This is a genomic window from Sphingomonas sp. SKA58, assembly GCF_000153545.1.
GTDB classification, from domain to species: domain Bacteria; phylum Pseudomonadota; class Alphaproteobacteria; order Sphingomonadales; family Sphingomonadaceae; genus Sphingobium; species Sphingobium soli.
This window is the reverse complement of the sequence record NZ_CH959309.1, coordinates 1-12,664: the sequence shown is the minus strand read 5'-3', so window position 1 is coordinate 12,664 and position 12,664 is coordinate 1. Positions and strand designations below refer to the sequence as shown.

The window sequence follows — 12,664 nt, the reverse complement described above, 5'->3', positions numbered from 1 at the left end:
ACGCACAGGACGGCATGAAAGCGCGTCGCATCGGAAGAGCCCGGCCGTCAGGCCTTCGACCGTGAGGCCAGATCTTGGGCCGCGTCGCGCTTGGCGGCTGCCGCCTTGCGTTCCGAATAGCGGTCCACGAGTTGATCGGCATGGCGACGTGTCAGCACCGTGAAGCGCACCAGCTCCTCCATGACGTCGACGATCCGGTCATAATAGCTTGAGGCACTGAGACGGCCGTCCTCGTCGAACTCCTTGAACGCCATAGCAATGCTCGACTGGTTGGGGATGGTGAACATGCGCATCCACCGCCCGAGCAGCCGCAACGTGTTGACCGCGTTGAACGACTGCGATCCGCCCGAAACCTGCATGACGGCCAGGGTCCGGCCCTGGGTCGGACGCATGCCGCCGAATTCGAGCGGCAAATGGTCGATCTGCGCTTTCATGATGCCGGTGATCTGGCCGTGCCGTTCGGGACTGCACCAGACCATGCCCTCGGACCAAAGCGCATGCTCGCGAAGCTCATGCACCGCCGGGTGATCATCGTCCTTGATCTGGTCGGGGAGCGGGAGATCGGCCGGATCGAAGATCCGCACTTCGGCGCCGAAGAGGATGAGCAGCCGGGCCGCTTCCTCGACCGCGAAGCGACTGAACGACCGCTCGCGCAGCGAGCCGTAGAGGAGGAGGATGCGAGGTTTCGGCTCAAGCGCGCCGAGCCCGGCGGCGAGATCGGGCCGGATCATTGCACGGTCCAGCGCGGGCATGTGATCGGGTTCGGGAAGGATACGAAGACGCGACATCAGGCAATCCATTTGTACAAAAGGGCGGCGCTCGCCGGGCATAGCGATCGGAACTCGGCCGATTGCGCGATGACGGCAGGAACGTCGGTCCGTTCGGCTGTTTCATAGCCGTGACGGCGAAAGAAAGGCTCGGCGGTCGTGGTGAGCAGGTACAGGCTAGTCGCGCCCTCATCAGCTGCAGCGCGTTCGACTGCCGTGAGAATGGCACCGCCCAATCCGCATCCGCGCCGATCGGCCTTCACGACCAGCGAGCGCAGCAGGCGGTCGGAGCCGTCGCCTTCGATCCCGCCATAGCCGACAAGGCCAACATCATCCTCGAACCGAAAGAAGCGGCGTCCCGCCTCGGCGAGATCACTGGCAGGCAGACCCGCCGCGCTCAGCTCCGCCATCAGGTCGGAAAGCGACCTGGAATCCAGCAGTGTAGCGATCATGCAGGAACGCGTTGCTCGTACCAGGGCCGCGTCTTCTTGACGATGCTGACGACAGACAGCATTACCGGCACCTCGACCAGCACGCCCACCACGGTCGCGAGCGCGGCCCCGGAATTGAGGCCGAACAGGCTGATCGCGGCTGCAACCGCGAGCTCGAAGAAATTGGACGCGCCGATCAGCGCGGCCGGAGCGGCGACGCACCAGGCCACGCCGAAGCGCCGGCTGAGCCAATAGGCCAGGCCCGCATTGAAGTAGACCTGGATGAGGATGGGAATGGCAATCAGTGCGATGACCAGCGGATGAGCCAGGATCGCCGGGCCCTGGAAGCCGAACAGGAGGACGAGCGTCGTCAGCAGCGCAACCAGCGACACCGGCCCAAGCGTTGCCAGCAGCCGATCGAGCGCCGGCTGCCCGCCTGACGATAGCAACGCCCGACGAATGATCTGCGCGACGATGACGGGCACGACGATATAGAGCAGGACCGAGATGAGCAGCGTGTCCCAGGGCACTGTGATCGAGGCGACCCCGAGCAGCAGTCCGACCAGCGGTGCGAAGGCGAAGACCATGATCACGTCGTTGAGCGCCACCTGGCTCAGCGTATAGGTCGGCTCGCCGTCGCACAGGTTCGACCAGACGAACACCATCGCCGTGCAGGGGGCGGCGGCGAGCAGGATGAGCCCGGCGATATAGGCGTTGATCTCGCCCTGCGGCAGCAGCGGCCGGAAGAGCCATCCCAGGAACAGCGTGCCGAGCAGCGCCATTGAAAAGGGCTTCACCGCCCAGTTGATGAAGAGGGTGACGCCGACGCCCTTCCAGTGTTGGCGAACCGACCCCAACGCGCCGAGGTCGATCTTGAGCAGCATGGGGACGATCATCAGCCAGATCAGCACAGCCACGACCAGGTTCACGCGCGCGATCTCAGCCGATGCGATGGCTGCGAACAGATTCGGCAGCGAATAGCCGAGCGCGATGCCGACAGCGATGCAGAGCGCCACCCAGACGCTCAAATAGCGTTCGAAGCTGTTGATCGCCGGCTTGGGTCGTGCCGCAACGGTCGCGTTCACGCCCCGATCCTCTTGCCGGCGGCGTCGATGACCTGCTCGCCATCTTCCTTGGTGAAAGCCCCGCGCTGGGCGGACGGGAGAAGATCGAGCACCTCTTCCGATGGACGGCAGAGTTTCACGCCGAGCGGCGACACAACGATTGGCCGGTTGATGAGGATCGGATGTTCGATCATCGCATCAATGAGCTGGTCATCGCTGAGCGTCGGATCGGCAAGACCCAGCTCGGCGAAGGGCGTGCCCTTCTCGCGGAGCAACTGGCGTGCGCTGATGCCCATGCGGGCGATGAGCGAAACCAGGCGCGGGCGGTTGGGCGGCGTCTTGAGATATTCGATCACATGCGGCTCGATCCCGGCGTTGCGGATCATCGCCAGCGTGTTGCGCGACGTCCCACACTCGGGATTGTGATAGATGACGATATCGATTGCGGCATTGCTCATGCGCTGGGTGCCTTTTCGCTTGGGAGGTCGGCGCGGCCCTGTTCCTTGCCGATCCGGTTCAGCCGGTTCTGTAGACTCATCTTGTCGAGGCCTTCGAACGGCAGGTTGGTGAACAGCGAGATGCGATTGAACAGCATCCTGTAAGTATCGAAGAAGGCCGCGTGCTGCACCGTTTCGCTGTCCTCGATAGCGGCCGGATCGGGCACCCCCCAATTGGCGGTCAGCGGCTGCCCCGGCCAAACCGGGCAAAGCTCATTGGCGGCATTGTCGCAAACGGTGAACACGAAATCCAAGGACGGCGCATCGGGGCCGGAAAACTCTTCCCAGCTCTTCGAGCGGAACCGGCTTGCGTCGTAGTTCAGCTTCTCCAAGAGATGAATGGTGAACGGATGGACCTCGCCCTTGGGCTGGCTGCCGGCGCTGAACGATTTGAAACGGCCTAGCCCCTCACGGCTGAGGATCGCCTCGGCCATGATGGAACGGGCGGAATTGCCCGTGCAAAGAAACAGTACGTTCAACAGGCGATCCGTCATGTTGATGTCCTTTCAGGCAGCACGACAGGCAAGCAGTTCATCCGCAAGTGGATGGCAGAGCTCGGCCCGGCCACCACAGCAGTCCTTGACGAGGAACAGCATCACGGAGCGTAGCGCATCGAGATCGGCGCGGTAGTTGATGATCCGGCTGCGCCGCTCGGATGTGACCAGGCCGGCACGCGCCAGGGTCGCCAAATGCACCGACATCGTGTTCTGCGGGACATCCAGCGCCTTGGCGACCTCGCCGGCGGGAAGGCCTTCGGGTTCGTGACGCACCAGAAGGCGGAAGGCGTCGAGGCGCGTGGCTTGGGCAAGCGCGCCCAACGCGACGATGACAGATTCGTTATCCATATATCCACGATAGCGGATATATGGATATAGTGCAATCGGCGACATGGCGAGATCAAGCAGCCGCCTGCTCGTCCAGATCATCCTCGCAAGCGAGATCGGTTGCCCGCAGCAGAAACCCGGCGGCTTCCTCGGCTCGCGCAGCCGCCGTCAGCAATGCGCGATTATCCTTGCGCAAAATGGCGAGCCAGGATCCGATATAAGCCGCGTGGTCGTCGAGATGGGTGGTTGGGAGACCCACATCGGCGCCAACCAGCGCTGCTGTCAGTTCGGCGACCAACTCCTCGAACGCATATGCCTGATCGCCGAAGCGCTTCCCGAACGATCGGGCAAGCCGGGCTGGATGGCCTGTCCAGTGGCCGGCCTCATGCGCAATGGTGGCTGCCCAGGCGGCGCGCGTGTCGAATTGCTCGACCGGCGGCATGGTGATGACGTCCGCGCGCAGATCATAATAAGCACGATCGCCGCCGCATCGCAGCCGCGCGGGCAGCCGATCGACGAAGCGCTCCGCCCGCGGACCGAGCCGGTCGCCCGGCGGGACGAGGGAGAGGGCTTCGGGATAGAAATCGCCCGGCAGTGTATCGATCTGATCGGCATTGAAGACCGCATAGGACCGCATGACCCGGCGCTGCTCATCGACGAGCTCACCCGGACGTTCGTAGGAATCGACCTTCTTCGAATAGGCTTTGTAGAAGATCGCAAATTGCGACTGCTCACCGGCACGGACCTGCCCGCCGAGGCTTTGTGCTTGCCGATAGGTCATCCAGTAGCGGGACCGATAGCCGCACTGCTCGGCGGCCAGCCATAGCCAAAAGGTGTTCATGCCGCGATAGGGCTCGCCATTGGCGCGCAGCGGGCGCCCTTGCGCGGCGCATGATCGCCAGGGCCGTACCCAGGGACGCACACCGGCCTCGAGCCGGTCGATGATGGCGCGCGTGATGGTCTCGGCCGGCGAGGGCCGGCCCGATGATTGGGTCATGGTGGATACTCCGCGAAAGAGCGGCTGTCTCAGCGCCGCCGATGAAGGGCGGCGGGCGACACGAAAGCGCCGCCCGCCGTTAGGCGTTCGCCTCAGGCGGCCTGTTCGAAGTCGCCAGCATCGCCATCGGGGGCGATCTCCCCTGCCCCGCCGTCGCTGTCGTCTTCATCGCTGAGGAAAGCGGAATAGCTCCGGAAGCTTTCGGGCTTTTCGATCGCGCCGAACCGCATCTCGTCGGGCAGCCAGGAGAGCGCCTTTTCCCGGACTTCGGCCTCGACGATGCCCTGCCCCGAACAGAGCGCAGCGCAGGCATTGGCAAGGTCACCCTTCTTGGCGTCCTTGTATCGGCCGCGCAGCACCGGCCCGCCGATCTCGTCGAGCGCTTCGAGCATGACGTCCTTCTTCACCCGCCCGAAAAAGTTCTGGGCATCGGGCCGCCACCATTGCGCGACATCAATGTCGAGCAGCCGTCCGAGATGATCGTGGAAGCCGTTGCGGCGCCCGCCATCGTCGACGTTGAGTGTCGGCTCCAGCGTCTGCGCCATGACATGGGCGAGCCAATCGGCGCGCGCCTGTTCATCCAGTTGCCGGAAGGCATCGAAGCGGGACGACAGCGTGTTCCCGCCTGCCCAGCTCACATCGAGCGCCTGGCGCTGTTCGGTCAGGACATTGCTCGCCGCGCTACCTTCATCGCGGAAGCTGACGATCGGGAAGCTCGCGGCGGCGGCCTGCAACGTCGCGTGGTCCCGGACATAGCTGCTGGCGAACACCGTCCGGTGCGCCATCAGGAATATCGTGAGATCGAGCGCGAACCCGGCATCCGAGGCGACATGGGCTGCCAGGATCTGCCGGCGCTGGGTCGCGAGTTCGTCAACCAGCGTCGCGCTGAGCCGGGAGGCCGCGACCTTGCCGGACGGTGCTTCGGGTTCTGCATCCTCGCCCGCCTGCCGGATGGCGCGCTCGCTGAACATGCGGCTGTGCACCCGCGGACTGCCATCGGGCGCCAGATAGATGAAGGTGCCCAGCTGGTCCTTGATCGCATCATCGACCATCGTGCGCGACGCCTCGATCGTATCGAGTTCCCGCTCGATGTCGGCGAGACGCGCCGAAGCCGCCTCGGCCTCGGGCGTGCCGTCCTCGAGTTCGGTCTCAAGTTCGCGGATGAGCGCGTCGCCCTCATCCGAGAGACTATCGACGCGCTCCTGCTCGTCCCCGCTCAATTCGCGCAGCGGCGGATGATATTCGTGGAGCTGGCACTCCGTATCATAGGGCACATGCGTCGCGAGAACCGGCGTCACGAACGCCAGCTTCTGTTCGGCAGCGAGCGCTTCCGCGGCCGCTTCAAGCTTCTGGGCGGCCAGCTGCTCGATGAGCTCCACGTCGATCCAGCTCTCGTCCACATCTTCACCGAACAGGTCGCGCTCGATCCGGCCGCCCGCGCCGACATAGGCCTCGCGGCCGACGAACCGTGCCTTGGCGTCGGTCGCCTTGACCGTTCCGTTGAGGAGCGCACGGCGGATATTGTCGGGATTGTCGCCATAATAGGACCGGCTCATGCTCTCGAACACGCGCGCCTGGCGATCGACGTCGGGCGTGACGGCATAAGCCTGGGCGACCCCCAGCGTGATCTCGCCCGCCGCCAGCGCCGCGAATACGAGAGGAGCCAGTTCGGCAAGCCGTACCCGCTGCTCAACGAAGCGGGTCGTGACGCCGAAACGTTTCGCCACATCCTCGGCACTCGCGCCCTTGTCGAGGAAGTGCTTGAAAGCCGAGCACTCATCCGCCGGGTTCATCGCGACGCGGTGGAAATTCTCGGCAAGGCTCGCTTCGGCCGATCCAGCATCATCCTCGAGCACCAGCACCTGAACCTCATGGTCCCCGGCAAGCCGACCTGAATCGATCAGCCGCTGGAGCGCCCGCAAGCGGCGGCCACCCGCCTTGACGGTGAAATGTCCTGCCTTCTTGAGCGGCGTGACCACGAGATTCTGCAACAGGCCATGCGCGGCGATATTGTCGGCGAGGCTGTCGAGGTCGGCATCGCGATTGGATTTGCGGACATTGTCCTTCGAGAGCGAGAGGTTCTTGACCTTCACGGACTGGATCATCGGTTGTCTCCTTCGAGGGTTGCGCCGACCTCGTCGGCCGGCTTGAGCCACTCAGGCCCACCCGGCCGAAGGCCCCCTCCCCTCTCTTCGGTCGCTTGGCGCGGCCGCGGGTCAGTCCGTGATCCTGGCGAGGATCTCGAGGGCGCGGCTCGGGGGAACGAACAGCCGCGTGCGGTGCTGGATGATCTCGGTGAAGCAGCCCGCCGCCTTGAGATGCGGCAGCGCCTCGGGCTTCCAGTCCAGCAATTCGAGGCGTTGATCGCCGGCGACCAAGGCGCGCTTCAGCCGCAGCGCTCCGATCGGCATGATCTCGCCCGAGGTGCGGACGTGCTCGACCCGCGCGCCGAGGTCGATCTCGACATGGGCCGCGATGCCGAATGCGCTGGCAATCCGCTCAACCAGCGGCGCCGGAATAAGACGCCCGAGAAGCGACTGGCCGTCATCGCTCGTCAGCCGCCAGACCTGGACATGATCGTCGGGCAGCTTGCCCCACACCGGAAGCAGCAGGCCAGTGACCAGATAGATGATCTGCGTGCGCGTCTGCGCCGCCATTGCGTCGCATTCGGCCTGCCAGGCTTCGTCGAAGCTCGCCCGGTCCACGTCGGTCCAATGGGTTTCGGCGAAGAGGTCCTGCCGGTGCCGTTCGGTGCGCGTCGGCCGCACCAGCTCATAGCGGCGCACGGTCCGCCCCTCTTCGTCCGTCAGCGAGAAGGTCGGCCGGCAAATGGCGGCCTTGCCGGAACGCGGGTTGATCAACCCGCGCGCTTCCGGGTCGGCCAGAAGCCAATGCGCTCGCTCCAGGGTCAGCGGCCGATATCGCTCCTCGGTTTCGATACGCAGGATCTCGGTTTCGGCGCCGCTCACGGGATCGCGCCGGATCACCGTCCGGTCGAGGATCGAAATACGGTCGGCCGCGATCGTTTCGACGCCAAGATCGAGGGTGCCGGCCTCGCGTGCCTTTTCCACCCGTGCTTCGATCAAGCCGAGATATTCGTCGAAGATCGCGTTCTGCAGGTCGATGCGCAGCGCCAGGATGCGGTTCAACCACCGCTGGATCGTGGGCAAGGTCTCGGTGAGCCCCCCGCCCTCCCCGGCCAGGTTCAAACCGGTGAGCGCCTGGAACTGATCGAAGTGGACCGATTGGAGTTTTGCCTGGAACAGCAGGCGAAACCACTGGTCGAGCGATTCCCGCGCGAAGTCGGACTCCAGATTGTCGCGGGGGTCGAAAAGTCCCTGCCCGCCGGTCTGGCGTTGGCCACGGGTCAGCGCGCCCAGGCTGTCGAGGCGCCGGGCGATGGTCGAGATGAACCGCCGTTCGCCACGGCAATCGGTGGAAACGGGCCGAAACAAGGGCGGGCAGGCTTGGTGGGTGCGGTGCGTGCGGCCCAGCCCCTGGATCGCCGCGTCCGCGCGCCAACCGGGCTCGAGGAGATAGTGAATGCGGCGGCTCTGATTGGGCGCGTCGAGGCTGGCGTGGTAACTCCGCCCCGTGCCGCCGGCGTCGGAGAAGATCAGGATGCGCTTTTCGCCGCGCATGAAGATGTCGGTCTCCGCGAGGTTCGTGCGCGCGCTGCGCCGTTCGATCCGCTGACGGCCGTCGGCATCGACGACGATCCGCCGGCTGCGGCCCGTCACCTCGGCCACAGCCTCCGTCCCGAAATGCCCGATTATGTGATCGAGCGCCGAGCCGACGACCGGCAGCGCACAGAGTTGCTCGAGGAGCTGGTCGCGCATGGCCATCGCTTCCCGGCACAGCACGGGCTGCCCGGCCTCGTCGATCATCGGTTCCGAGCGCACCGTGCCGCTATCGTCGGTATAGGTGCGCATCTGGCGCACGGGAAAGGCCGCGGTCAGATAATCGACCAGGAATTCGCGCGGGGACAGCTCGATATCGAGCCAGGCGCGCTCCTCGGGGGACAGGTCGGCAAGGGCACGATCGAGCATCGCTTCCGAGGTCGACACGAGCTGGACGACGGCGCAGTCGCCGCGCGCGAGATCGGCGGCGATCGCCGGGATCAGCGAGGGCAGCTTCATCGACAGCAGGATCTGGCCGAAGAAGCGTTGCTTGGTCGATTCGAAGATCGACAATGCCGCGGCCTTCGCGCCGCTATTATAGGTGGCACCGCTGAAGCCGTCGGTGACGCGCGTGGCGGCGAGCGCGGCCTGCAGATTGTTGTGAATGATCGCTTATCGCGAGGAAGCGGTAATGCGGAGGAGCGCGGCGTAACCGGCGAATTCCCATGATAGTGTGCGCAGTTGCTGCGCATTATATTGGTTGCGAACCTCGGCGGTCCCTGGACCAGCTGAGGAGGCAATCATGTTGAAGTTGCATGACGAGTTGATCACCGAACTCTCGAATTCGCTCACCACACAGAATTACAATCCCGTGGTCGTGGCGAACCACCGTCTCTACGCCCGCGCGTTTCTCGATTATCTGGCCGAGTGCGATATACAGGTCGAGACTGTGACGCCGCAGCAGGTCGATCAGTATTTTGGCTATGCGGTTCAGGATTTTGAGATCCAGTACGGTCGGCCTCCCAGTGCGCGTTGGCACATGTTGCCCCGCACCGCGATCGCCAAGCTCCTCCGGCTTGCTCAAGGCAATTGGCCCCCGGACGCAGAAATGATCGGTCCCGATGACGAGCATCGACATGAAATTTGCCGCGAATACGAGGCATGGCTGCGCGAGGAGCGCGGTTTGGCAAGCGCGTCCATTGCGGCGCTGATGTGGGAGGCGCGAAACTTCCTGCGATGGCAGTTCGACCGGGCCGGTGCCGCCAGCCTCGAAACGTTGAGCATCGTGGACATCGATCTCTACATGGACATGCGCGCGCCTGGTTTACGGCGCAAATCATTGGCCGATGTCGCTGAGCGTCTCCGTTCGGTGGTTCGCCATCTGCATCGGACGGGTCGCATCCCGACCGATCTGACGCCACACATCATCGGCCCCATGCTCTATGCCTACGAAGATGTGCCGTCGACGCTGGAAAGGAGCCAAATCGCCGCGGTTCTGGCGACAACGCAGGAGGACAGATCGCCACGCGGACTACGCGATTATGCGATACTTCAGCTGCTTGCCACGTATGGGCTGCGCGAAGTGAGATATGCCGCTTCGGCTCGATGACGTGGACTGGCGCGCAGATCCTTCGGATCTGCACACAAGACAACGCGTACTCGTACATGCCGCTAATGGTGACTGTTGGTGAAGCGCTGCTGGATTATCTGCGCCTTGGGCGGCCCCAGGTTGAAGTGCGGGAAATCTTCGTCCGATCCTGCGCACCCTATATCGCAATGACGAACCTGTACGGCATGATCCGCGGTCGGTTGGCCGCCGCAGGCGTAGTGCCAGCAGGAAAGCGGGGGCCGCATGTCTTCCGCCACGCACGTGCGGTCGAAATGCTGCGGGCATCGGTCCCGCAAAAGATCATCGGCGACGTGCTCGGGCATCGATCCACCGAATCCACCAATACTTATCTCAAACTGGCAACAGATGATCTCCGAGCCGTGGCACTCGAGGTGCCTGGAATGGAGGTGCTGTCATGAGCGCCTGGCACGATCCCGATCGCACCGTCGTCGACGCCTTCCTGGTAAAATCGCAGTTCCGGCCGGGAAGCGTACCGACATATCGCTGGTTCCTTTGCACCTTCGAAGATGTTGCCCGCCGGCATCCGGCGGTGGACCGGCAGATGCTCGACGCCTGGCTGAAGGAGATGCAAAAACGTTGGCGATTGTCGACGCTGCTCAATCAGGTCTGCATTGTCGACCGCTTCCTCGACCACCTCGTCGAAATCGGGCTGATCGCCGACAACCCTGTTGCTGCACTTCGCCGTCGGTACAACGTCAAGCAAAGCAAGCCGATCTGGCGGGCCTTGGCTTCCCCGAATCCCGACGAATCCTTGGCCGCGTTACGACGGCCTGCGCCCTTCGGCAGCGTGCTGGGTGACTTCATGCAAGACCATGTCATGCTGATGCGCAGCCGGGGATATCAATATGAAGCGCAGGCTCACTGGCTGCTGCGGTTCGATCGGTTCCTTCAGGCCCGTCCCGACCTCGCGGAGCAACCACTTGAGGCAATGATTGCGAGCTGGGCGGCTGCCAAGCCGACCCGCAACCACGCGGCTGAATGCCAGAAGCTGGCGCGCATCCTGACCAAGGCGCGGTTCCGCCTCGATCCGACTATCCCGCCAAAGCGCTTCAATCCCCGGCCAGAGCGGGAAGTAGCGCGGGAGCATCGGCAACCGCATATCTTCAGCCCGGCTGACGTTCGGCGTATGCTCGATACCGCACGGACTTATCCGTCGCCGGACGCTCCGCTGCGGCCGTTGACCCTCTACACCATGATCATGCTGGCCTATTGTGCCGGGCTACGGCGAAGCGAGCTGGCATGGCTCGATCTTGGTGACGTGGACCTGCAATCAAGCACGATCACGATCCGGGAAACGAAGTTCTACAAGACCAGGATCTTGCCTCTATCCGACAGTGTCGCGGTCGAACTGCGCGCGTACATCGATGCGAGGCGGCGCGCTGGCGGCCCACAGAACCCGAAATCAGGGCTGTTCTGGCATGCCCACTTAAATGACCGCTACAGGCCCGAGGCGGTTACGACAATGATTACCAACGTCATGCGCCGTGCTGGGCTCAAGCCCGCTTCGGGCCGGACCGGGCCGCGGGTCCATGACCTTCGTCACTCGATGGTGGTGAACCGCATCCTCCAGTGGTACCGGTCCGGCATTAACCCTCAGGAAAAACTGCACTTCCTCTCGACCTACATGGGGCACCGGGATCTCCACTCCACGCTGGTCTACATCACCGTCACGCAGGATCTGTTGCAGGAAGCCAGTGAACGGTTCCGCGCGCTCGGCGCCCCGTGCCTTGTCACGGAGGCGCGGCCATGAGGAAAGGCAATCCATTGCCCGCGTTGTTGCGGGCGTTCTTCCAGGAGTGGCTGGCCGAGCAGCGCAGCGCGTCAATCCACACGATCCGCTCTTATCGCGACACCTGGCGGCTGCTGCTTCGGTTCGTCGCGGAGCGAAAAGGCTGCGGGGTCGCGCGGCTGACGCTCACCGACGTCTCGGCCGGCGAGGTGCGCGCGTTCCTTCATCATACCGAGCATGGCCGCAAGACCACGATCGGCACGCGGAACTGCCGACTGGCCGCCATCCGCAGCTTCTTCAGCTTCGTGGCGGACAAGAATCCGGAATACATCGCGCAGTGCTCAGAGGTCCTGGCTGTTCCGTTGAAGCGGGAGCCCACCTCCGCGCCGTGCTACCTCGAGCCCGAGGAGGTCGAGGCCATCCTCGCCCAGCCCAACCGATCGACACTCGAAGGGCTGCGCGACCATGTACTGCTCTCGTTCCTCTATAACAGTGGCGCGCGAATCCAAGAGGCGCTTGACCTCTGTCCCGAAGCAATCCGGTTCGATGCACCGAACTTCGTGCGTCTTTACGGCAAGGGGCGCAAGGAACGCATCTGCCCGCTCTGGCCAGAAACCGTGGCATTGCTCAGGAAGCTACTGGAGCGACAGCCGCGTGCGCCCGATGAGCGGATCTTCGTCAATCGATACGGTGAACCGCTAGGGGCGTCAGGGGTGCGGTTCAAGCTCAACGCCTACGTGGAACAAGCCGCGAAATCGACGCTGACCCTCCAGTCAAAACACGTTACGCCTCACAGCTTCCGGCACGCGACCGCCGTCCACCTCGTTGCCGCCGGGGTCGATATCACCGTCATCCGCAGTTGGCTCGGGCACGTCAGTCTCGATACGACCAATCACTATGCTCAGGCCAATCTGGAGACCAAACGAAAGGCGCTGGAACAGGTTGGCGCCCCGGCGGCGAGCAACGTGCCACCTTCGTGGAAGCGAGATGCCAATCTGATGGGATGGCTCGACACCCTATAGAATAATGTGAAGGACGTGGCGAAATGTTCCGCAGCTTTGCAGGACTACGCCGCGTTCCTCCGCATTACCGCTCCTCGCGATAA

13 protein-coding genes are annotated in these 12,664 nt (G+C 63.9%); 4 read left to right on the top strand and 9 right to left on the bottom strand.

What is annotated here, in order from left to right; all coding sequences use genetic code 11:
* Positions 1-47 precede the first annotated feature (47 nt).
* From arsH to SKA58_RS18100, 9 genes are all read right to left on the bottom strand, one after another.
* Entirely contained in the window at positions 48-788 is a 741-nt protein-coding gene (gene arsH, locus SKA58_RS18140; RefSeq protein ID WP_007688070.1) for an arsenical resistance protein ArsH, read from the bottom strand.
* A complete protein-coding gene (gene arsN2, locus SKA58_RS18135; RefSeq protein ID WP_007688071.1) occupies positions 788-1,219 on the bottom strand; it encodes an arsenic resistance N-acetyltransferase ArsN2 in 432 nt (143 codons plus the stop codon). Before arsN2 ends, arsH begins: the two co-directional genes overlap by 1 nt.
* Positions 1,216-2,283 carry an ACR3 family arsenite efflux transporter gene (arsB, locus tag SKA58_RS18130; RefSeq protein WP_007688072.1) on the bottom strand — a complete coding sequence of 356 codons (1,068 nt, stop codon included), beginning with the start codon at positions 2,281-2,283 and terminating at the stop codon, positions 1,216-1,218. Before arsB ends, arsN2 begins: the two co-directional genes overlap by 4 nt.
* Positions 2,280-2,720, bottom strand: a complete 441-nt coding sequence (gene arsC / locus SKA58_RS18125) for an arsenate reductase (glutaredoxin) (protein WP_007688073.1) — start codon at positions 2,718-2,720, stop codon at positions 2,280-2,282. The genes arsB and arsC overlap by 4 nt, the downstream gene beginning before the upstream one ends.
* Complete coding sequence (locus SKA58_RS18120; protein ID WP_007688074.1) at positions 2,717-3,253, bottom strand: arsenate reductase ArsC; 537 nt, start codon at positions 3,251-3,253, stop codon at positions 2,717-2,719. The genes arsC and SKA58_RS18120 overlap by 4 nt, the downstream gene beginning before the upstream one ends.
* A gap of 12 nt (positions 3,254-3,265) precedes the next feature.
* A complete protein-coding gene (locus SKA58_RS18115) occupies positions 3,266-3,604 on the bottom strand; it encodes an ArsR/SmtB family transcription factor (RefSeq protein WP_013849891.1) in 339 nt (112 codons plus the stop codon).
* A gap of 52 nt (positions 3,605-3,656) precedes the next feature.
* Positions 3,657-4,580 (bottom strand): ArdC family protein, encoded by a 924-nt coding sequence (locus SKA58_RS18110; protein WP_007688077.1) that lies wholly within the window; start codon positions 4,578-4,580, stop codon positions 3,657-3,659.
* A 92-nt stretch (positions 4,581-4,672) separates the two neighbouring features.
* Complete coding sequence (locus SKA58_RS18105) at positions 4,673-6,685, bottom strand: ParB/RepB/Spo0J family partition protein (RefSeq protein ID WP_007688079.1); 2,013 nt, start codon at positions 6,683-6,685, stop codon at positions 4,673-4,675.
* Positions 6,686-6,796: 111 nt separating this feature from the next.
* A complete protein-coding gene (locus SKA58_RS18100; protein WP_009823943.1) occupies positions 6,797-8,773 on the bottom strand; it encodes a strawberry notch C-terminal domain-containing protein in 1,977 nt (658 codons plus the stop codon).
* A gap of 229 nt (positions 8,774-9,002) precedes the next feature.
* Between SKA58_RS18100 and SKA58_RS18095 the strand changes: the two genes are divergently transcribed.
* From SKA58_RS18095 to SKA58_RS18085, 4 genes are read left to right on the top strand one after another with little or no spacing between them, the layout of a single operon-like run.
* Positions 9,003-9,809 carry an integrase gene (locus tag SKA58_RS18095; RefSeq protein WP_009823942.1) on the top strand — a complete coding sequence of 269 codons (807 nt, stop codon included), beginning with the start codon at positions 9,003-9,005 and terminating at the stop codon, positions 9,807-9,809.
* Positions 9,806-10,228 (top strand): tyrosine-type recombinase/integrase, encoded by a 423-nt coding sequence (locus tag SKA58_RS20420; RefSeq protein ID WP_232209503.1) that lies wholly within the window; start codon positions 9,806-9,808, stop codon positions 10,226-10,228. Before SKA58_RS18095 ends, SKA58_RS20420 begins: the two co-directional genes overlap by 4 nt.
* A complete protein-coding gene (locus SKA58_RS18090) occupies positions 10,225-11,580 on the top strand; it encodes a tyrosine-type recombinase/integrase (protein WP_009823940.1) in 1,356 nt (451 codons plus the stop codon). The genes SKA58_RS20420 and SKA58_RS18090 overlap by 4 nt, the downstream gene beginning before the upstream one ends.
* Positions 11,577-12,581, top strand: a complete 1,005-nt coding sequence (locus SKA58_RS18085; RefSeq protein WP_009823939.1) for a site-specific integrase — start codon at positions 11,577-11,579, stop codon at positions 12,579-12,581. The genes SKA58_RS18090 and SKA58_RS18085 overlap by 4 nt, the downstream gene beginning before the upstream one ends.
* The last annotated feature ends 83 nt before the right edge of the window (positions 12,582-12,664 follow it).

Bases quoted from the DNA above. Each gene is read 5' to 3' on its own strand.
- SKA58_RS18085 (WP_009823939.1), top strand. From the start codon at position 11,577: ATGAGGAAAGGCAATCCATTGCCCGCGTTGTTGCGGGCGTTCTTCCAG.
- SKA58_RS18110 (WP_007688077.1), bottom strand. From the start codon at position 4,580: ATGACCCAATCATCGGGCCGGCCCTCGCCGGCCGAGACCATCACGCGC.
- SKA58_RS18115 (WP_013849891.1), bottom strand. From the start codon at position 3,604: ATGGATAACGAATCTGTCATCGTCGCGTTGGGCGCGCTTGCCCAAGCC.
- SKA58_RS18105 (WP_007688079.1), bottom strand. From the start codon at position 6,685: ATGATCCAGTCCGTGAAGGTCAAGAACCTCTCGCTCTCGAAGGACAAT.
- arsC (WP_007688073.1), bottom strand. From the start codon at position 2,720: ATGAGCAATGCCGCAATCGATATCGTCATCTATCACAATCCCGAGTGT.
- SKA58_RS18095 (WP_009823942.1), top strand. From the start codon at position 9,003: ATGTTGAAGTTGCATGACGAGTTGATCACCGAACTCTCGAATTCGCTC.
- SKA58_RS18090 (WP_009823940.1), top strand. From the start codon at position 10,225: ATGAGCGCCTGGCACGATCCCGATCGCACCGTCGTCGACGCCTTCCTG.
- SKA58_RS20420 (WP_232209503.1), top strand. From the start codon at position 9,806: ATGACGTGGACTGGCGCGCAGATCCTTCGGATCTGCACACAAGACAAC.
- SKA58_RS18120 (WP_007688074.1), bottom strand. From the start codon at position 3,253: ATGACGGATCGCCTGTTGAACGTACTGTTTCTTTGCACGGGCAATTCC.
- arsN2 (WP_007688071.1), bottom strand. From the start codon at position 1,219: ATGATCGCTACACTGCTGGATTCCAGGTCGCTTTCCGACCTGATGGCG.
- arsH (WP_007688070.1), bottom strand. From the start codon at position 788: ATGTCGCGTCTTCGTATCCTTCCCGAACCCGATCACATGCCCGCGCTG.